18 protein-coding genes are annotated in these 20238 nt (G+C 42.3%); 13 read left to right on the top strand and 5 right to left on the bottom strand.

From position 1 onward, the window contains the following. Window positions 1-3 precede the first annotated feature (3 nt). Window positions 4-333 carry a DMT family transporter gene (locus HUX68_RS09080; RefSeq protein ID WP_174614526.1) on the bottom strand — a complete coding sequence of 110 codons (330 nt, stop codon included), beginning with the start codon at window positions 331-333 and terminating at the stop codon, window positions 4-6. A 4-nt stretch (window positions 334-337) separates the two neighbouring features. Further along, a complete protein-coding gene (locus HUX68_RS09075; RefSeq protein WP_174614525.1) occupies window positions 338-877 on the bottom strand; it encodes a TetR/AcrR family transcriptional regulator in 540 nt (179 codons plus the stop codon). A 392-nt stretch (window positions 878-1269) separates the two neighbouring features. Here HUX68_RS09075 and HUX68_RS09070 point away from each other — a divergent pair, with 392 nt between their 5' ends. The 4 genes from HUX68_RS09070 to ltrA all read left to right on the top strand — a co-directional run bounded on the left by HUX68_RS09070 (window position 1270) and on the right by ltrA (window position 5829). After that, window positions 1270-2436 (top strand): hypothetical protein, encoded by a 1167-nt coding sequence (locus HUX68_RS09070; RefSeq protein ID WP_174614524.1) that lies wholly within the window; start codon window positions 1270-1272, stop codon window positions 2434-2436. Window positions 2437-2452: 16 nt separating this feature from the next. Continuing rightward, window positions 2453-3697 (top strand): metal-dependent hydrolase family protein, encoded by a 1245-nt coding sequence (locus tag HUX68_RS09065; protein WP_174614523.1) that lies wholly within the window; start codon window positions 2453-2455, stop codon window positions 3695-3697. 524 nt (window positions 3698-4221) lie between these two features. After that, window positions 4222-4380: a hypothetical protein gene (locus HUX68_RS09060; protein WP_174614522.1), complete on the top strand. Its 159-nt coding sequence runs from the start codon at window positions 4222-4224 to the stop codon at window positions 4378-4380. Window positions 4381-4659: 279 nt separating this feature from the next. Continuing rightward, window positions 4660-5829 (top strand): group II intron reverse transcriptase/maturase, encoded by a 1170-nt coding sequence (gene ltrA / locus HUX68_RS09055; RefSeq protein ID WP_174614521.1) that lies wholly within the window; start codon window positions 4660-4662, stop codon window positions 5827-5829. Between the two features lie 140 nt (window positions 5830-5969). On the opposite strand, the gene HUX68_RS09050 is transcribed toward ltrA, so the two are convergent. From HUX68_RS09050 to HUX68_RS09040, 3 genes are all read right to left on the bottom strand, one after another. Then, complete coding sequence (locus HUX68_RS09050) at window positions 5970-6422, bottom strand: hypothetical protein (RefSeq protein ID WP_174614520.1); 453 nt, start codon at window positions 6420-6422, stop codon at window positions 5970-5972. A 14-nt stretch (window positions 6423-6436) separates the two neighbouring features. Beyond that, a complete protein-coding gene (locus tag HUX68_RS09045; RefSeq protein ID WP_174614519.1) occupies window positions 6437-7243 on the bottom strand; it encodes a DUF3100 domain-containing protein in 807 nt (268 codons plus the stop codon). A gap of 74 nt (window positions 7244-7317) precedes the next feature. Beyond that, window positions 7318-8487, bottom strand: a complete 1170-nt coding sequence (locus tag HUX68_RS09040) for a M20 family metallopeptidase (protein ID WP_281355716.1) — start codon at window positions 8485-8487, stop codon at window positions 7318-7320. A 394-nt stretch (window positions 8488-8881) separates the two neighbouring features. Here HUX68_RS09040 and HUX68_RS09035 point away from each other — a divergent pair, with 394 nt between their 5' ends. The 9 genes from HUX68_RS09035 (at window position 8882) to HUX68_RS08995 (ending at window position 20194) form a co-directional block, all read left to right on the top strand. Further along, window positions 8882-10198, top strand: coding sequence for a hypothetical protein (locus HUX68_RS09035; protein ID WP_174614518.1), 1317 nt, complete (start codon window positions 8882-8884; stop codon window positions 10196-10198). A gap of 43 nt (window positions 10199-10241) precedes the next feature. Then, the gene (locus HUX68_RS09030) at window positions 10242-11489 is read left to right on the top strand and encodes a M20 family metallo-hydrolase (protein ID WP_174614517.1); all 1248 of its coding nucleotides are present in this window, start codon (window positions 10242-10244) and stop codon (window positions 11487-11489) included. A gap of 31 nt (window positions 11490-11520) precedes the next feature. Next, complete coding sequence (locus HUX68_RS09025; protein ID WP_174614516.1) at window positions 11521-12951, top strand: M20 family metallopeptidase; 1431 nt, start codon at window positions 11521-11523, stop codon at window positions 12949-12951. Between the two features lie 27 nt (window positions 12952-12978). Further along, the gene (locus HUX68_RS09020; RefSeq protein WP_174614515.1) at window positions 12979-14490 is read left to right on the top strand and encodes an AbgT family transporter; all 1512 of its coding nucleotides are present in this window, start codon (window positions 12979-12981) and stop codon (window positions 14488-14490) included. Between the two features lie 36 nt (window positions 14491-14526). Continuing rightward, on the top strand, window positions 14527-15810 hold the full coding sequence (locus HUX68_RS09015) for an amidohydrolase (protein ID WP_174614514.1): 1284 nt from the start codon (window positions 14527-14529) through the stop codon (window positions 15808-15810). Between the two features lie 292 nt (window positions 15811-16102). After that, window positions 16103-17851, top strand: a complete 1749-nt coding sequence (locus HUX68_RS09010; RefSeq protein WP_174614513.1) for a class I adenylate-forming enzyme family protein — start codon at window positions 16103-16105, stop codon at window positions 17849-17851. 45 nt (window positions 17852-17896) lie between these two features. Then, window positions 17897-18379: an acyl-CoA thioesterase gene (locus HUX68_RS09005; protein WP_174614512.1), complete on the top strand. Its 483-nt coding sequence runs from the start codon at window positions 17897-17899 to the stop codon at window positions 18377-18379. Window positions 18380-18414: 35 nt separating this feature from the next. Then, window positions 18415-19356, top strand: a complete 942-nt coding sequence (locus HUX68_RS09000; protein WP_174616402.1) for a threonine ammonia-lyase — start codon at window positions 18415-18417, stop codon at window positions 19354-19356. 46 nt (window positions 19357-19402) lie between these two features. Next, a complete protein-coding gene (locus tag HUX68_RS08995; protein ID WP_174614511.1) occupies window positions 19403-20194 on the top strand; it encodes an SDR family oxidoreductase in 792 nt (263 codons plus the stop codon). Window positions 20195-20238 lie beyond the last annotated feature (44 nt).

Genomic DNA, 20238 nt, shown 5'->3' with positions numbered 1-20238 from the left:
ACCCTAGCCAATTCCAACCTTATTCATATTCAAAATAACTACACCCGATAAAATCAGCAGGATACCGAGCACACTTGCTAACGACATTGCTTCTTTCCAAACCACTACACCAATAATAATTGTCAGAGCGGTTCCGATACCGGACCATAGGGCATACCCGATGCCTAATGGGATTGTTTTTAGTGACATGCCCAATAAGAAAAAAGAAAGAACATAGCTCACAACGACAATAATAGACGGGAACAAGTTACTGAAGCCATTGCTTGATTTCAGTGCCGTTGTTCCAATCACCTCAGCGATTATTGCGATAAGAAGGTACATCATGCCTGCCATCACTTCATTCCTCCTTTGTTAGCTGAATCAACCTTTCCAGCACAAGCTCCCGCTGCCGTTTTTCGAGCGGAGCTAACCCAAAAATTTCAGAAAACCAAAGACCATCCACTGCAAGGCGCAAAACAGTCGCATTAACCGGATTAAGCCCATCGTTTTCGATGTTATCTTGCCATTTCTCATAGGCGTCTTGGATAGGTTTCAGCAAATCAGGGTTGATGGCTGCTGCTGCCATTAAGCCCGCATCCATGTTTTTGCTTGGAGTGCTCTGCAGAAATGTTTCTTTAATAAAGGCACGAGTCCATCGACCTTTTTCTGCAGTGTCCTGATCAGCCTCTTTCTTCATATTTGCAGCATAGCCTTCCATTAGATGCTGAACCATTCCCTCAATTAATGCGTCTTTGGAAGGGAAGTGATACAGCAGACCGCCTTTACTGACACCAGCCTGTTCCGCTGCAGCTTCCAAGGTTAAATCCAGTATTCCATCCTGTTGTACAATGTTTGAAGCAGCCTCGAGAATTTTATGTCGTGTATCATTTTTAGCCATCGTTATTTACCTTTCTTTGGTGATTTTCTAAATTTAGTATACCGTCTGGACGGTTTTATTGTCAAGAAAATAATTTAACGTCCGTTGCCGTAATTGACTCGGTTAATAGTGATTGTCTTACATTTATTGGATTGTTTAACTTAACAAATTTTCTTTCATTTGCCGAAATTGTATGATAAAGTAGTATCATTATTTTTAACATCAATGAAAATTAAGAAAGTTGCAAAGTGCTCAACGTTATGGAAATGTTCATAACGTTAATTGTATATTTATAACTTTATAGATATGTTTATGCACTTCTGCAAAGCTAGATTAGTGAACAAAGGATTGCATCGCAATTCAAGAATTTCATTAATCTTTTCATTTACATCACGAAAAGGGGGAAGTTTTTTATGCTAAGTAATCCACTTATAGCAACAGTAATCATTTTTGCGTTAATCGCATTGGGGGAATGGATTTCCATTGTTTCCAGAGCAAGAGTGCCGATGCTTTTAACCGCAATGGTCGGTTTTCTTGTCTGTAAATGGACGGGCATCTTTCCGGCAGATATATTGGAAAAATCAACGTTTGCCGCTTTGGGGGCTATCCTGGTTGGTCCGGCCATTTTGCATATGGGGACGTTGATACCTTTATCGACATTGAAGCGACAGTATAAGGCTGTTCTTGTTGCACTGGGCGGCATGCTTGTATCAGGTATCCTGATTTTAACAATTGTACCGCTTGTTTACGATTATCCGACTGCAGTTGCCGGGGTTGGTCCGGTCAGCGGAGGAATTATAGCTTTAATTATCACGTCCGAAAAATTGACGGAACTGGGACTTACCAGTCTGGTTGTCATCCCCGCTTTAATTGTTGCGTTCCAGGGTGTTCTGGGGATGCCATTGGCCATGAATTTTATGCGTCGTTATGCAGTTGGTTTGAAAAAAGAAATGGACAATGGGACATTCAAGGCTACTGGCGGGCAGGAAAAAAAGGCTACAGAAAATAGCGGTAAAAGAGTGAGTCCGCTGAAATCCAGTATGACATTGAAATTATTCTTTATTTTCGTCGGTGCTGCGATTGGTACCGCGCTGGGAGAAGTAACCGGGATTCATTACAGTATATGGTGTTTGACTATTGGTATAATTGGTTTGAAACTGGGACTATTTGAAGAAAGATCTCTTGAAAGAGCAAACTCATTTACGATTACTATGATCGGAATCATTTTTGTTGTAATCGGTACAATGGCAAATGTAAGTCCGCAAGATGCGCTGGAAAACCTGCCAAGCATCATTTTGATCCTTCTGCTAGGGACTATTGGGCTTAGTATTGGCGGATACTTTATGTCCAAGATAGTTAAGTGGCATCCATATAAAGGAATGCCTGTAGCATTAACAGCACTGTTTGGATTTCCAGGCGATTATATTTTGTGTGAAGAAGTAAGCCGTAGTGTTGCCGAGAATGAGGAAGAGGAGAAACAAATATTTGACGAGTTATTATCACCAATGCTGATTGGTGGATTTACAACAGTCACCATCGTTTCCGTCCTTATAGCTGGAGTTCTTGTTCAAACTTTATAAATGGGAGTGGTTATTAATGACAAAAACAGTTATTAAAAATGGTTTATTAATTGATGGTAATGGAGGAGAGCCACAGCAGCATGCCTTGGTGGCGATTGAGGAGAAAAATATCGTATACGCTGGGCCGGAAGATGACTACACCTTTACGGGTGAAGAGACTATTGTCGATGCGAAAGGCGGTACTATTTTACCTGGCATTATTGATTCACATGTTCATATGATGATGGAATTTGCCCCGATTGCCAAGCGTTTGGAAACACCATTTTCGTTTATGTATTATCAAGCTGCTGAGTACTTGAAAAATACGCTGCAAGCTGGTGTTACCTCTGTTCGGGATGCATTAGGCACCGATCGTGGTGTGAAAAAGGCTGTAGAAGAAGGGCTAATTTCCGGTCCGCGTTTACAGTTAAGCATCAATGCGCTGACGATTACCGGCGGGCATGGCGATGGTTATACCGTTTCCGGCAGTGTTCAGGATCTTCTGCCTTCTGGTCACCCCGGCATGCCGCATGGACAGTGTGACGGGGTGGAGGAAGTGCGCAAGAAGACCCGTGAAATGCTGCGTGCAGGTGCTGAAGTGATCAAAGTTCATGCTACAGGAGGAGTTCTGAGTGCGACCGATCATCCGGAATTCACCCAATTTTCCTTGGAAGAACTTCAGACGATTGTTCAGGAAGGTCAATTTCGCAAAGGTGTTAAAGTCATGGCTCACGCGCAAGGAGCAGAGGGTATCAAAAATGCTGTTAAGGCAGGGATCCACTCCATAGAACATGGCATCTTTTTGGATGATGAATCCATTGAAATGATGCTGGAGAAAGGGACATTCCTGGTTCCGACATTGCTGGCTCCGGTTGCAGTGTTAGAAACGGCCGAGGAGAAAGGCATGCCGGATACAGCTGTTGAGAAATCCAAAGAAGTCATTGAATACCATAAAGCCAGTATTGAGAAAGCTCACAAGGCCGGTGTCAAGATTGCAATGGGAACAGATGCCGGCGTCATGAAACACGGTACCAACTTACGGGAGCTTGGACTAATGGCTGGCATTGGCATGTCACCAATGGAGACGATTGTAGCTTCCACCAAAACTGCTGCAGAATGCCTGGGCTGGGAAGATAAAGTTGGAACATTGGAAGAAGGAAAACTTGCTGATGTGATCGTTGTTCAAGGAAACCCATTGGATGATATCAATGCTTTGGCGGATAATGATACCGTTCAGGTTGTTGTAAAAGACGGCAAGATTGAAAAGAACGTGTTAGGTTAATCAGTTTAAGGGAAATGCGCCGCATATTCGACGCATTTCCCTTTTATGTTGAAAGATTTTATTGAAAGTTTGCAGGGGTGATTTTAATTTTAAACAACAAACCAGAGCTTAGGTGTTCTCAATCTCTGGTTTGTTGGTGTGCCCCACTGTTGCACAATCTAGGTGGTTTAAATCCACACGGTAACTTTGCCCTTTTAAGTACCGTAGCCGAAGTAAGGTCCTCGCCAAATAATGGCAGGATTGACAGGGTGTCCTCTGCGAAGAGGAATCCGGAAGGTCTGCAGGCAAAGTCCAGCCCGGAACAACATGTGAACCAGAGGTGGCGGCGATGATGGGTGACCCGCCCAAAAAACGGGGAAACCTGTGCGGAGGCATATCTTATGGGAAAACTGGAAAAGGGAGACGACCTATAGGACACATCGACGTGATTAGGGTCAGGATGGATGGAATAGAATGTGTAATTACTGGGGGAAGCACTGTAGGCTCCTATCGGTAAACATCGATAGGTAGGGGAGGTATAACCCTTGAGGGAAAGCCAAACCGATGGCACTGCAGGTGGCGGATGGCTCCGTAGTAGTGAAGAAATCCGAGCCAATGAAGGCTGGCGACAGTACGGAGGGGAAAACTCGGATGAGTGGGTGCATGAAGTTGCCCAACCCATTACGGAATCAAAAGTTCCATGATGGAGGTGAAGGGACCTGCTTTGTCAACATTGTGAATGGAAGTGAGTGGGAAACGTAGCGCCTTAAATGAAAAGAGGTTCTTCAAGAGGGGATATCCCGCCAAACATGAATAGCCATGTAAGGACACAGAGGAACTGGCGACCTGAGTATATCGTAGAGGGATAGGGGCGATTGGTTTTACCTAGACACGCAATGCCTTGCGATGGAACAAGAAAGGAATCGTTTCCTGTAGCGACTGTAAGACCAATGTGGTGAGTAAGCGCGAAGGTGGTGATATGTATGCGACCGAAGCGCAAATATTATTCCATTATTGATAAGGTATACCGAAGAAACAACTTAAATAACGCATGGAACGCTGTGAAAGCCAACGAAGGAAGTGCCGGGGTAGATGGTGAGACGATTATGTGGTTCGAGACTCAGCTTGACCAAAATCTGGGAGAAATAGAACGACTTCTGAAGCACAATCGTTATCGGCCGGAGCCGGTATTACGACACTATATCCCAAAAGGTGATGGCAAGAAAAAGCGACCCTTGGGAATACCCACTGTAAGAGACCGAATCATTCAACAAGCAGTACGACAGATGATGGAACCTTTATTTGACCGAGACTTTTATCCACACAGTTATGGATTCCGAAAGGGACATTCGCAACATCAGGCGTTGGATGTAGTTAGGCGTGCTAAGAAAAGTGGGTATGAGTACGTAGTTGATTTAGATATCAAATCGTATTTTGACAATATCCCACATGACTTACTGATGGAGAAAATCAAGGACAAAATCGCCGACGGGCGGGTGCTTGATTTAATAGAAATGTGGTTAAAAGCTGGTGTCATGGAAGACGATCGGTTCTATGACACGCATCAAGGATCGCCGCAAGGAGGCGTCATTTCACCATTGTTGGCGAATATATACTTGGATGAATTTGATTGGTCTATGAAGAAAGCAGGCTTTCCAGTGGTACGTTTTGCGGATGATGCGGTCATCTTCTGTAAGTCGAAGAGACAGGCAGACCGGGCGTATAAACAAGCTAAAGAAATACTTGAACAAAGGCTCCAACTGACAGTACATCCTATCAAAACAAGAGTTGTCCATTTTGATGAAGGTTTCCGGTTTCTGGGGTTTGACTTTTGGAAAGATTACATGGTACTTCCAAGTGACAGAGTTCAAAAGTTTAAGGATAGGATCAGGCAGCTTTCAAGAAGACAACAGGGTAAGAGCTTATTCGAGATGATTAAGAAACTCAATGAAGTCATCCGGGGCTTTGCCAACTATTTTAGGATAGGAAATGTCAAGAAGAAGTTCGAGCGTTTGGATGAATGGATTCGAATGCGGGCGCGAGCCTATATGAGAAAGAAACGTTCGATGGAGTCGAACTGGCGTATACCAAATAAAATTTTAGCACAAGCTGGCTTAGTATCAATGGTCGGCTTACTCACTAACCGTTTCTAATCCGAGGATGAAATAATGAAAACTCACTCCCGGAAATGGGGAACTGACAAAGTGAAAGCCGTATGCGGGAAATCTGCACGTACGGTTTGACGAGAGGTCGGAGGGTGAAAACCCTCCTCCTACTCTACTTTAGATATTTATTAAATCAAACCTTGCATTTGTAACACTAATTCCGCTATAAGTGCTGAACCAAGAAAAGTTCCCAGCATTACCAGGCTTGCTACGATAATTGTTTTCCAGCCAAGTTGCACAAAATCTGTCCAGGACCTTCCGATTGATATTCCGGCATATGCAAGAATTGGCGTTGTTAACGCAAGCAGTTCAACTTCTGTTGTCCACGCTACTACTATTTCTGATCCCGGCATCCATGGCATGGAAACCAGAACGCCGATAAGGGCAATATATGCAACGCTTGGAAAATCAATAGGGATTACTTTATTCAAAATAAAGCCTGCTAAACAAATAAGAATAAGAATGATCATTCCTGGAAGAGCTTCCAAAGGTAAGATGTTATAACCTATCCAGTTACTAATGATTGAAATAAATCCAAATATGACTAATAATAGCGTCCATTCCTGAATATTTCGAAGCATGAAATCCCTCCCTTTTATTTGATAGCTTCCTTATTCTTACGCCGGTTTGTCATGACACTATACAGTTTTTCTGTTAAAGGTAAACCTATAAAAATACTTACATAAAGTCCTGTTGATAAAGAAAGCAGATTACTTGCTCCGGCAAAAGCAATAATTTGTGTTTCCAGTTCCGGAAAAATAGCAACTAATGAACCACTTGCAGCGGCCATCATACTGCCACTTCCGATACCTGATGCCATTGCAAATGATAAAGGATGAATCGGCGTTAAGGTTGCCAGAAATCCGGAAATTAGCCCCATAAATACGGCACCGAACACAGTACCAAAGATGTAAACTGCCAAAACCCCCCGTGTTTCCGCTGAGTCCATTCCGTATTTATCCATTACCAACCCCACATTTGGTTCGCGAGCCACAGAGTGAGTCATTCCAATCGTTTCCCGCTTCAATCCTAGCCAAACAGCAACCGGTAATGCTAAAAAGATTGTCCCGAGGTTACCTAATTCCTGCAATAACAATGCGGGTCCTGCCTCGATTAACTGAGGAAGGGAAGGACCTATGATGACTCCAATTTTTGCAAGCAGTAATGCCACACCTAAAATGATAATCGGTTCGGCATTTTTCGATTGTTTTTCCTTTACCAGAGGGGTGAAATACAAAATTAATCCAATTATCAACGCATATAACATGGGTAAAAGCAGGATAACTCCCGGACCTACTGAAAAACTGTATGTTCCAATTGCTTCAGTCACAATTACCGTTACCAACACCAGTGCGTGCAGACGCCAGTCCTTCCACAAACCTTGTGTCATTTCGCTGTCCATCGTTCTACCTCCTTGTATTATTGTATTTTTAAAAATAGCCTAACAGTGCTTTCATGCTCTGTTAGGCTATTTATCTATTTATCCTGGTAAGCAAAATACGCTGAAATCAATGTTTTAGCTGCAACTGGAATAGCCCGTTCATCTATATCAAATTTTGGGTGATGATGCGGGTAAGGGTTGTCCTCTTTTTTTGCACCGGTGAAGAAATATGCCCCCGGTTTTTCCATTGTATAATAGGCAAAATCTTCACCACCCATAACAGGTTTAATATCTTCTGCAGTATCAATCTCATCGACTTTGCTGCTTGCCTTCATCACCAGTTCCGCGTCTTCAGCATGATTTTTTAATGGAGGATAACCTTGTACGTAATTAAATTTGTAAGAGGCATCATATCCCTCACATGTCCCCTTAATTATCCTTTCCATTTCTGCCATTACCTTTTTCTGAACGTCTTTGTTTAAATACCGGACAGTGCCAACCAGTTTAGCGGAATCTGCAATAATATTGAATGCTGATCCACTTTCGAAGATACCAATTGTTAAGACAGCCGTGTCAAGCGGATCTAATCGCCTGCTGGTAATCTGCTGAAGATTGGAAACCAGTTGCGACGCAATAACAATAGCGTCTTTTGTCTCGTGCGGGTAGCCACCATGTCCGCCTTGTCCTTGGACTTTTATTTCAAAGCGGTCGACACCCGCCATAAATACATCTTTGGAAGTTTGTAATACACCAAATGGGGTGGTAGCCCATAAGTGTGAGCCGAAAACCGCATCCACATGATCGAGTTTTCCGGATTCAAGAATAGGTTTAGCACCACCTGGAGCGTATTCTTCAGCATGTTGATGAACAAAAACTATTGTTCCTGATAAGTCCTGCTGGAAAAATTTCATTGCTTTTGCAAGTGTAAGCAATGAAGCTGTGTGCCCGTCATGACCGCAAGCGTGCATCACTCCATCTACTTTTGATTTATAGGGAACATCATTTTCTTCTTGAATTGGAAGTGCATCGAAGTCTGCCCTGAGAGCAACTGTCTTGCCGGGTTTTTCACCCTTTAACGTCGCAATCACTCCGTTACCGCCAACATTTGTTTCATAGGGGATGTCCAGTTTTTCATAATAGTCTGCAATATATTGAGCTGTTTTTGTCTCATGGAATGAGAGCTCCGGGTATTGGTGCAGATATCGTCGTATTTCGATCATTTCCGGAAAAAGTGTATCAATGAAGTCATGTATATCACGTAACAACGTAATCCCTCCTTATTAGAGTGATTATACCATATCAGTAGTTCTGGTGGGGACTGTAAATCATGGTAGAGTAATAATCTATCGAACCCTTTGTCAGAATGGTATGGACTATGTATTATTTTTCTTGCTTTTGCATAGCTGATTAATTATGGACCTGATCGAAAAGTCGTTAGTTAATGATCTTGGATCAGTCTTTTTTATGCGAAATTTAAGCGATAAGCCTGCAGGGGGTGTCGATTCCAAAATTAAACAAGTGAAAAAAGTGGAAAAATTATAGACATAACTGAATATTTCTAGTAATATACCTTTAAGGAATATAAAAGGAAAAATTCCTTTAATGAAATGACGGCTTATGTATTATTTGATGATGATTCTGTGAGAGGGGGTGGATATATTGCGTATTACAATTGGTATAATTGGGCCTAGTGAGTCAGTCAGTCGTATATTGAAAGTTGCAGATGATTTTCTCGGGGTTGAATTTAAACCCTTCATATATCTGGAAGTAAATGAAATCGAATCTATTTTAAAAAATAACAGGTTTTTGGTTGATCAGTGGTTGTTTTCCGGAATTATGAATTATTCATTAGCAATTGAAAGAAAATATATTACCCAAGAGGAAGGTAGTTATCCAACATTACATGGATCCAGTTTCTTCGGCATTTTAATGGAAGAACAACTCAACAAAGGAGTCATTTTTCGAAACATAAGCATTGATTCGATTACAGATGAGGAAATGTCCAAGGTAATGTCGTTTTACAAATTAGACTCACTTTCGTATTTTAATGAGCCATATGGGGGTTACGACAGGATTGCGAACCTTGCTAAATTTCATAAGGAACTGTATTACGAAGGTAAAACCGAGGCTGCTATAACTTCTATTAGGTCCACTTATAATGAGCTAAGGAAAGAAGGTATCCCTGCTTACCGCCTGACACCTTCTTTTATATCGATCAAATCAACCATTGAGTTGTTGATAGAGAGAGCACAAGCCAATCGGTATGAAAGTATGCAGATGGCAGTCGTAGGGTGCAGGGTGGTGACTGAAATTGTCGAAAATGAAGCATATGATTTATTTAAGTGGAAACATCATGAACTGGATATCCAAAAGTCCTTAATGTATCTTACCGAAAAGATGAATGGGTCGTTTGTAGATGTAGGGGACGGATTATACTTTATTTTTACTACGAAAGGTGAAATGGATGATGAGGCGATGAAGAACTTATTTCATTTCATTCATGAATTTAAGGTAAGAGATCACCTGTCCATTGGAGTTGTAATTGGCTATGGAGAGAATGTATCCCATGCAGAACAGAATGTCCGTTATGGTTTAAGCGGAATGAAGCCGGATGATCGTGCGTCTATCGTAGTAATTGATGAACAACAGTCGAGAACCATTAAATATCCGAATGATGAAAACGCTTCACTAAACATAAAACATATTGAACAGGTGCTGCGTGAAAAGTTTAGTGAAAAAATTAATATACGTGATGCTGTTCGGCTTATCATGTATTCGTATAAATACAATAAACAGGCTTTTACATCCCAGGATATATCCAGGTGGCTGCAAAGTACCGATCGTAATGGAAGAAGGATATTGGCAAATTTGGAAGATGCCGGAGTTATTGAGAAGTGTGGTACTACACATTTAAAACAAAAAGGGCGTCCGAAAATTATGTATCAGTTTGTCGAGGATATTTCGCTATCACCATGATTTGGATGGCGCTTGTATATTAATTCGAAAATGAGGTAGTGTCATGCTCAATTTACAAGAATGGATAGAACAAAAACTATGTGAATTAAATTTGGTTGAACGAATGGAGGACCCGCACGGCTATAATCGTTTGGGTTATACAGAAGAGGAACGCAAATCACACCAGCAATTTATACGTATTGCCAAAGAGTTAGGGCTGAATACGTACCAGGATAGGGTGGGGAACCAATGGGCGATATGGAACGTTCATAAGACTGCTCCCACCATTGCCTTGGGGTCTCATCTTGACACAGTTTACAATGGCGGTGGGTATGACGGCGTAGCGGGTGTGTTATCTGCTCTGGCAGCGGTTAAAATTCTGAAAGATAATCAGTTTACCCCCAAAAAAAATATTGCGGTTGTTTGTTTTATATCAGAGGAGTCAGCTCGTTTCGGTGTCTCGACTATTGGAAGCAAAGCTATTTCGGGTGAACTGATGATTGAGGAATTAGAAGGAGTCAGGGACAGAGATGGTATTACTGTAAAAGAAGCCGTAGAGCAAATGGGAGTGAAATGGGAAGACTTAACTGATGCTACTCTGCCACTATCACGGCTGGAACAATTTGTGGAATTGCATATTGAACAGGGAAGAAAATTACAGGACTGTCATGCTGATTTAGGCGTAGTAACAGGCATCGCACGTCCTACCCGATTGTTGGTAACGGCATCTGGCATTGCCAATCACACCGGGACTACATCGATGAATAATCGAAATGATGCACTAGTTGCCATCGCCCCACTGGTTCAATATGTATCAGAATTAACAAAGCACATAAATAAACAGGAAGATCCGCACCTTGTAGCTACGGTGAGTACAGTTGATGTAAAGCCAAATTCGATGACAAGTATTCCATCGAAAGTAGAGTTTGGCATTGATATCCGCAGTGTGGATGATACAGCTAAACAAAGCCTTGTAACGAAAATCAAGCAATTTTGCAAAGAAGCGGAAAAGAAACACCAGGTGAAAATTGAAGTGGAAACACTGGTGGAAAATAAATCGGTCTTTCTTGACGACACAATTAAATCAAAATTACTTGAAACGGGTCATCAGCTTGGGTTTAAAACGGAATTGATGGTAAGTGGTGCGGGTCACGATGTGATGAATATGGCTACAAGGTGGCCATCGGGCTTATTATTTATTCCCTGTCGTGACGGTATCAGTCATCAGCCAAAAGAATATACGGAAATTAGCAATCTGGTAAATGGAACGAAGGTATTAACGGAATACCTGCAAATAGAAGCAAAACAGTAATGTAATAGAAACATAGTCGGAGGAATCGAAAATGAAAAAGTTTGTTGAACAGTATTTAAAAGATCATGAATCCTATTTCAAAGAAGTTAGTTCATTTATATATAATCATCCGGAAACAAGGTTTGAGGAGTATACTTCAGCCGAATATTTGGCAAAGGAATGTGAAAAACAGGGGTTTACGGTGAATCAAAATGTTGCCAATATTGAAACGGCATTTAGCGCAACGTATGGCTCCGGTCAACCGGTTATTGGCTTTTTGGGCGAATTTGATGCGTTATCAGGTTTAGGTCAGAAACCGAATGAAACATCCTATCAGTCAACGGAGCCTGATGTTGGTCATGGCTGCGGACATAATCTGTTAGGAACCGGCGCTTTTGCTGCGGCATGTGCAGTGAAAAGTTACCTTAAAGCAAACAATTTTCCTGGCACTGTGAAATTTTTCGGGTGTCCCGGGGAAGAAGGTGGATCTGGAAAAACCTTTATGGTTCGAGAGGGAGTATTTGAGGGTGTGGATGCAGCATTAACATGGCATCCTTCCCCGGCCAATGCGATTATGAGCCTGTCGAGTCTGGCAAACTACCAAGTATTTTTCAAGTTTAAGGGTACAGCAGCACATGCTGCTAATGTCCCACACTTGGGAAGAAGTGCGCTGGACGCAGTGGAGCTTATGAATGTTGGTGTTAATTATATGCGGGAGCATGTCATTCCGGAAGCACGCATTCATTATGCCGTTACGAATACAGGAGGTATTTCACCGAATGTGGTCCAAGCGAATGCGGAAGTTCTTTACCTCATACGTGCCCCAAAGGTTAAACAGGTAGATGAGATGTATAAACGAATCTGTAAAATTGCTGAGGGTGCAGCGATGATGACGGAAACAGAAGTAACAGTAGAGTTTGATAAAGCATGTTCCAACTACATTCAAAACCGCAGTCTGGAAAAATTGCTGTATCAGAATTTGAAAGAAATTGGGGCGGGAAGTCCATCGGAAAGTGAAAAAGCGTTTGCTAAAGAGATATGGTCTACTTTTAAGGAGTCTGAACAGGAAAATTATTTGGATCCGATGACAGGTTTTGGATATATGGGTGATGGTAGTGAATTTGACGGAAAATATCTAGCTGACACTATTTCGCCTTATGTTGAATCCAGGGGGATTCTGGCGGGATCTACAGATGTTGCTGATGTAAGCTGGGTTGTACCGACTGCACAGTTGACCTCTGCAACATCAGCACTGGGAACTGCACTACACACGTGGCAAATGACATCACAGGGGTTAAGCAATTATGCAAATCGAGGAATGCTCCGGGCAGCTGCAAGTATGGCTTTAACCGGGATTAACCTATTTGAATCTGAAGAAGATTTAAATAATGTTAAAACGGAATTTCAGCATTTTAGGAAAAAAAATGACTACACCAATCCTATTCCAAAAGGTGTAAGTCCTTCCAAATTGAATGAGCGTTAACAATAATTTTCAAAAGTGAGGGATTTGATGAAAAACAAAAAGGGTTTGTTTCAAAGATTTCTGGATTTGGTTGAACGGGTTGGAAATAAGTTGCCGGATCCATTTGTTTTATTTATTGGTTTGGCTTTGCTCATGGTTGTTATTTCCTATTTTCTTAATCTTACGGGTGCCTCAGTAGTTCATCCGGGAAGTGGCGAGGAAATACCAATCAAAAATTTACTTTCTGAGGAAGGTATACAGTTTATTCTCACATCGTTGCTGGAAAATTTCACTGGATTTGCGCCATTAGGACTCGTATTAGTTATGATGTTGGGAATTGGATTAGCTGAAAAGGTTGGGTTATTGGATTATGCCATTAGAAAGACAATATTAAAGTCACCTCCTTTTCTGCTCACATATACTGTGGTTTTCGTAGGTATATTGGGTAACTTAGCATCTGATGCTGCTGTTGTTCTAATACCCCCTCTAGGTGCATTGGTTTTCTACAAAGTGGGAAGGCACCCGCTTGCGGGTTTAGCAGCTGGTTTCGCTGGTGCCGGAGCAGGTTTTACCGCCAATCTATTTGTTGCTGGTACGGATGCCTTGTTGGCAGGGATATCAACGGAAGCAGCTGCACTAATAAATGATTCCATTACGGTTACTGCTGTAGCTAACTGGTACTTTAATATTGTTTCTACATTTATGTTAACTATTGTTGGCGGACTGGTAACTACCAAGATTGTTGAACCAAGGTTAGGTGAATATAAAGGGGGCGCAGTAGAAGAGGAAGATACGGAGGAACTACCAAATGCTAAAAAGGGTTTTATTAATGCCTTAATTGCAGGTCTTGTATACTGGGCAATTGTTGTGACTGTAATATTTCTGCCTGACAGTCCGCTGCGCAACGACGAAGGTGGGATTGTACCATCTCCATTTTTGGACGGAATCGTTCCAATAATATTTGTGTTCTTTGTAGTAATTGGTGTTGCCTTTGGTATAACTGTTAAAAAGATTAAATCCGGTAAAGATGTAAGTGATTATATGGCTGAATCAATGAAAGATATGTCCAGCTATATAGTTCTCGTATTTGCGATCGCACAGTTTATTGCATTCTTTAATTGGTCCAATCTGGGTACATGGGTTGCAGTAAATGGTGCCGAATTTTTGAAAGACATTGAATTTACGGGAATTGGATTGATTATCGGATATATTATTTTTACTGGTTTAATGAACTTCCTGATCACATCCGGTTCAGCTAAATGGGCAATAGAAGCACCTATATTCGTTCCAATGTTTATGCAGTTGGGATATTCTCCGGGATTTACACAGGTTGCTTATCGTATTGCGGACTCGTCCATCAATATAATAACACCATTGTTTCCTTATATGGTTATTATTCTTGCTTTTATGCGCAAGTATGATAAGAATACTAATATCGGAAGTTATATCTCACTGATGCTGCCATATTCTATTACGTTCCTTCTTTCCTGGATCGTATTGCTGTTAATCTTTTATTTCACAGGTCTTCCATACGGTCCTGGTGTCCATACGTATATGTAATAAATTTATCCTAAAATTATTTGGGGAGAGAGTAAAATGAGTAAAGAGGTTTTAGCACAAAACTTAGTGAAGTGGAGAAGGGATTTTCATCAATATCCGGAAACCGGCTTTTTGGAAATGCGAACAGCATCTATTGTGGCAAGTATTCTTGATGATCTAGGATTTGAATTGCAAATGGGTAAAAAAGTTATGTCGGCGGATCACTGTATGGGGAAACCAAATGAAACGGAGACAAAGAAACACCTTGCCTGGGCAAAAGAGAATGGTGCGAATGCTGACTATCTCGATTATTTTTCAGAGGGCTATACTGGAATCGTTGCAATTCTGGATACGCATAAGAGTGGTCCCACGATTGCTTACCGGGTTGATATGGATGCACTTCCTATCTATGAATCTACCAGTGAAAATCATGCACCTTTAAAAAAAGGCTTTCGTTCCATCAATAATAATATGCATGCTTGCGGTCATGATGCACACACATCGATTGGACTCGGGCTGGCCTCCTTACTTGCGGCAAAGAAAGATGAGTTACGCGGCAAATTCAAATTAATTTTTCAACCTGCAGAGGAAGGAACCCGCGGTGCTAAATCGATGGTGGAGGCAGGTGTAGTATCTGATGTTGATTATTTGATTGCTTCACACATCGGAATCGGTGTACCGCATAATCATGTTGTAGCTTCCAATAATGGGTTTTTATCCACTTCCAAATTGGATGTTTCATTTAAAGGTGTCGCTTCGCATGCAGGAGGAAATCCGGAAGAAGGAAAAAATGCATTATTGGCAGCAGCGAATGCTGCAATTAATCTGACTGCAATCTCCCGTCACTCTAATGGCAAAACAAGAATTAATGTTGGGGAGATGCATGCAGGTAGTGGTCGAAACATAATTCCGGATAATGCTGCGTTGAAAGTGGAAACGCGTGGAGAAACTTCCGAAATTAATGAGTACGTAAAAAAACAGGCTGAGTCCATTGTGGCTGGTGCAGCCGCTATGTATCAGCTGGAATATGACATTGAACTTGTTGGAGAAGGAAAAAGTTGTACCTGTTCCACAGAGGTTGCTGCAGTTCTTCAAGAATGTGCGCAGGATGCTGGTCTTACCGGTGTTCTTGAAAGTAATGAAAGTGCTGGGTCAGAGGACGCTACATTCTTTATTGATGCTGTTCAAAAGAGGGGCGGTTATGGAACCTACTGTATATTTGGAACAGAATTAGCCGCAGGACATCACAATGAAAGGTTTGATATAAATGAAGATACACTTTTACAGGCAGCAGAGATTTTATTTGATTCAGCGGCCAAGTTGAGTACGATAGAAAAATAATACAATAAGAGCCCTATCCTTTTTGGAGGATGGGGCTGTTTTTTTGGTAGTTAAGAAAGTCTAAAATCCTTTCTTATTGCATAAGTGCAACTATGGTTGTCACCCAAAGGCTTGGTGACAACCGAGTTTTCTAATTGATTATCATGTTCTGATAGAGTACACCATCCATCCGACACTATTCCCCGGGAAATAACAAATTTAGACGACAAATATGCAACTGACCGGTATTCCTTTCTACCAATCCAAGAAAACGATATAATATCAATAGATTCAGTCTGAAAGGAGATGTCATATGCCCGAAAACACACAGCATCAATCTAAAATTGGGAGCGAATTTTCAATAGAAGAAAGACGGGCGGCACTGGAGCAATGCTTTCCAGAGTGGCCACGGCATACGGTTGCGGAGCATTTTTCAGAAATGTGCCGGCAATACGCGAACCGGCCATTCATTTACATAGAGGATGACACGGTGACATATGGGAAGGTATGGACAGAGGCACTTCGTTATGCCAAATCATTCCTGAAACTCGGTGTAAAACGACGTGAGCATATCGCTGTGTTAATGGAAAATGATAAGGTCTATCCATCGCTGATGATTGCCGCATCAATAGTTGGGGCTGTTTTTATCCCAATCAACACGATGTTAAGCCGGGATGAACTGGGGTATATCCTGCAACAATCTGATTCCAGCTATCTTTTGCTTCATGATCGGATTAAAGGCAATGATACTGCTGGTTTTGTAAAGGATTTATTGGATGATCCGGCATTTCAGGAAGCTAGTGTCTTGGAGCATGTTGTATGTATGTCCACTGGAGATTCTGCAGATCAGTTTTTTATAGACTGGGATGATTTTTATGCCGGGGGCGAGGCTGCTTCAGAGGCAGAACTGGACGCGAGATATAATGCATCATTATATCCGGATGAGGTGGCACAGATCATGTATACATCGGGCTCAACCGGTAAGCCAAAAGGCGTGATGCTGACCCATGATCATTTGCTGCGTTGTTCCTACAGTACATGTTTGAGCCGTGCGATTGAAGATGGCCGTGTAACATTTGCGCCGTTGCCATTTTACCATTGTTTTGCCATCGTTGAAGGTATTTTGGGAATGTCGTTTGTCGGTGGATCGTTAATATCGGCATCACGGTTTTCCCCGCTTTCGGCGTTGGAAAAAATGGAGGCGTACAAGGCGAATGATTTTCTTTGTGTGCCATCGATGCTTGTCCCACTGCTGAATGAACCGGAGCGGGTGTCCGAATTTGATTTGTCACACTTGTTTGCAATATGGTGTGGTGCGGCACCCGCTCCGGTTCATGTGTGGGAAAATGCTGTGAAGACGCTGGGCTTAACGGAAATTCTCACCGGATATGGACAGACGGAGGTGACGTCATCTGGTGTGACGACTGAGCTGGATGATCCTATCGAACGAATTGCGACACGTGTCGGACGGCCAAAACTTGGAGGCGCCGCTGGGCTTCCCGAATTTAATGGCAGTACGGTTCAATATAAAACAAGCGATCCGGAAACGGGTGAGGATTTGGAGCCGGGTTCTGTTGGTGCGCTAGTCATTAGGGGCTGTACGGTTACAAACGGGTATTATAATAAACCTGATGAAACGGCCAAGGCAATTGACAAAGACGGCTGGCTGCATACGGGTGATGTCGGGCGTATTGATGAAAATGGATACATTGAACTGCTTGGGCGGACAAGTGACTTGTACAAGGTATCAGGGGAACTCGTGGCACCGAGAGAGGTGGAAGAAGTGATTGCTGAACATCCTGCGGTTAATCAAGTTTTCATCGTTGGTGTTCCGGACAAGGTAACAACAGAAGCAGGCGCTGCTTTTGTGGAATTAAAACCTGGTGAATCGTGTGTACGCCGGGATATTATTGATTGGTGCTCATCGCGTGTTGCACGGTTTAAGATTCCGCGCCACGTCTGGTTTATCGAAGCATCTGACTGGCCGTTAACAAGTACGAGTAAGGTACAGAAATTCCGGTTGAAAGAAATGGCGGAGGAACGAATTGAGCGGAAACGCTGAGAACAGGCGAAAGGTTTAAGCGATGTACAGACAGGAGTGATAATGGTGGATGAGACTTGGCATGAACATTTACTGCGTGTTTATTACAAAGATACCGATCAAATGGGTGTCGTGCATCATGGCAACTATGTTAACTGGTTTGAGATGGGCCGGACAGAGATGATGCAGGAGGCTGGCATTGCCTACAGTGATATCGAGGATTTGGGACTGCTTTTGCCAGTCCTGAATCTGGATATTAATTACCATAAGTCGGCAGCCTACAATGAATGTGTAGCAGTGTATACTAAAATTGGACATTATACACCAATTAAACTGCAGTTTGACTATGAGGTGCGCAAGATTGACGAAGAAAGGTTTTTGGCGCAAAAGGTTTCAGGCGAGGGGGCTGGCAAAGAAAAGGAGGGAGAGCTGCTTGTAAGCGGAAGTACGCTCCATATGTGGCTCAACAAAAAGTGGAAACCTGCCCGGATTGATAAAACTGCTCCGGATATTTTTGAACGAATCAAACGTGAGGTATCCAATCAATAAAGGAATTGGTATCGCGAAAAGGAGTTGACTTGAATTTGATAAATCTTGAGCAGATTCATCAAGCAAGAGAAAATATTTCCGATATCGTAAAAATGACGCCGATGATGACTTCCAATATGATTTCTGCCAATGCCAGAAATCAACTTTTTTTAAAGTGTGAACACTTGCAAAAGACGGGATCGTTTAAAATAAGAGGTGCGACAAACAAAGTAAAGGATGCAGCAGCACGATTGAATCCGAACTCAATCATTGCTGCATCATCCGGCAATCATGGCCAAGCAGTTGCCTACATTGCAAATCAGCTTGACATTCCATCGACAATTGTTGTTCCAGAAGACGCTTCGGTTAATAAGCTTAAAGCAATCAAAGCATATCATGGTAACGTGGAGTTTTGCGGAACCACGTCAGAAGAACGTATTAAAAGGGCAAAGGAAATTTGTGAAGTGGAGAAAGGGACGTATATTCCGCCCTATGATGATCCCCTGATTATGGCTGGTCAAGGAACGGTAGGACTGGAAATAATTGAACAAGTTAAAGACATCGATGAAGTATATGTACCAATTGGCGGTGGCGGATTAATATCCGGTGTATTAACAGCAATAAAAGAAACCAAGCCGTCCATCCGGGTGATTGGGGCAGAACCAGCAATAGCGAATGATACATACTTATCACTCAACAAAGGTGAACGCGTAAATATTGGCGGTACGACCACCATTGCGGATGGGCTGCGGACTTCAATACCGGGAGAACTAACATTTCCGGTGATCCAGCGTTATGTGGATGACATTGTATTAGTAGAAGAGGAAGCGATTAAGGAAGCTTTTAGCATGGTGTTAACAAGAATGAAGCAGGTTATTGAAGCCTCCGCTGCAGTTTCCGTAGCGGCTGCTTTAAGGAGCACGCCAAACGGTAAGCGAATGGTTGCACTTGTCTCAGGTGGGAATATTGATAATAATGTGATTCAATCGTTGTTATGAAAGGGTTAAATCCGGATTGAGTCCGGAATTGAAAGGAGATAAAATAATGGATTTGGAATTACAAGGAAAATCAGTGATTGTTACAGCTGCAAGTAAAGGGTTAGGGAAGGCAACTGCAAAAAAGTTTGCCGCAGAAGGTGCGCATGTGTTAATTTCCAGCCGCAGTGAAGAAGAATTGAAGAAAACACGGGATGAAATTCGTTCTGAAACGGGAAATGATCATGTTGAAAATACCGTTTGTGACATTACAGATATACAGTCGATTAAAGATTTAGTATCAAAAGCAGTGGAGTTAAACGGAAAAGTTGATGTGCTGATAAACAACGCTGGTGGCCCGCCGGCAGGGATGTTTGATGACGTTAATGATGATGATTGGTATCAGGCATTTGAACTGAACCTGCTAAGTTTTGTACGGACCATCAGGGAGGTGTTGCCACATATGCGTAAGCAGAACCGTGGCCACATCATCAATCTAGCGTCGTCATCGATTAAACAGCCAATCGAAAACTTAATTTTATCGAATACATTCAGAGCAGGAATTGTCGGGCTTTCGAAAAGTTTGTCACAGGAACTGGCACCGGATAATATTTTAATCAACACAATTGGCCCAGGACGTATTGGCACAGATCGGGTAGCGCATTTGGATAAAGTAAATGCGGAAAAAACGGGCAAACCTTACGAGGAAGTCAAGGCGGAAGCGGAAAAATCGATACCAATCGGGCGCTACGGCCAGCCTGAAGAGTTTGCCAATATGGTTGTGTATTTATGTTCCGGCGCAAATTCTTATGTTACCGGGCAAGCATTGCTTGTTGATGGTGGAATGGTAAAGGCGTTGTAATTTGCTTAGTGGATTGGACAACGTATGGTGTTAAACCTCTTACA

Origin of the sequence: Virgibacillus ihumii, from assembly GCF_902726655.1 — a bacterium.
In the GTDB taxonomy this organism is placed as follows: Bacteria; Bacillota; Bacilli; order Bacillales; family Amphibacillaceae; genus Lentibacillus; species Lentibacillus ihumii.
The sequence above is the reverse complement of the archived record's forward strand: the minus strand, read 5'-3'. Positions and strand labels throughout refer to the sequence as shown.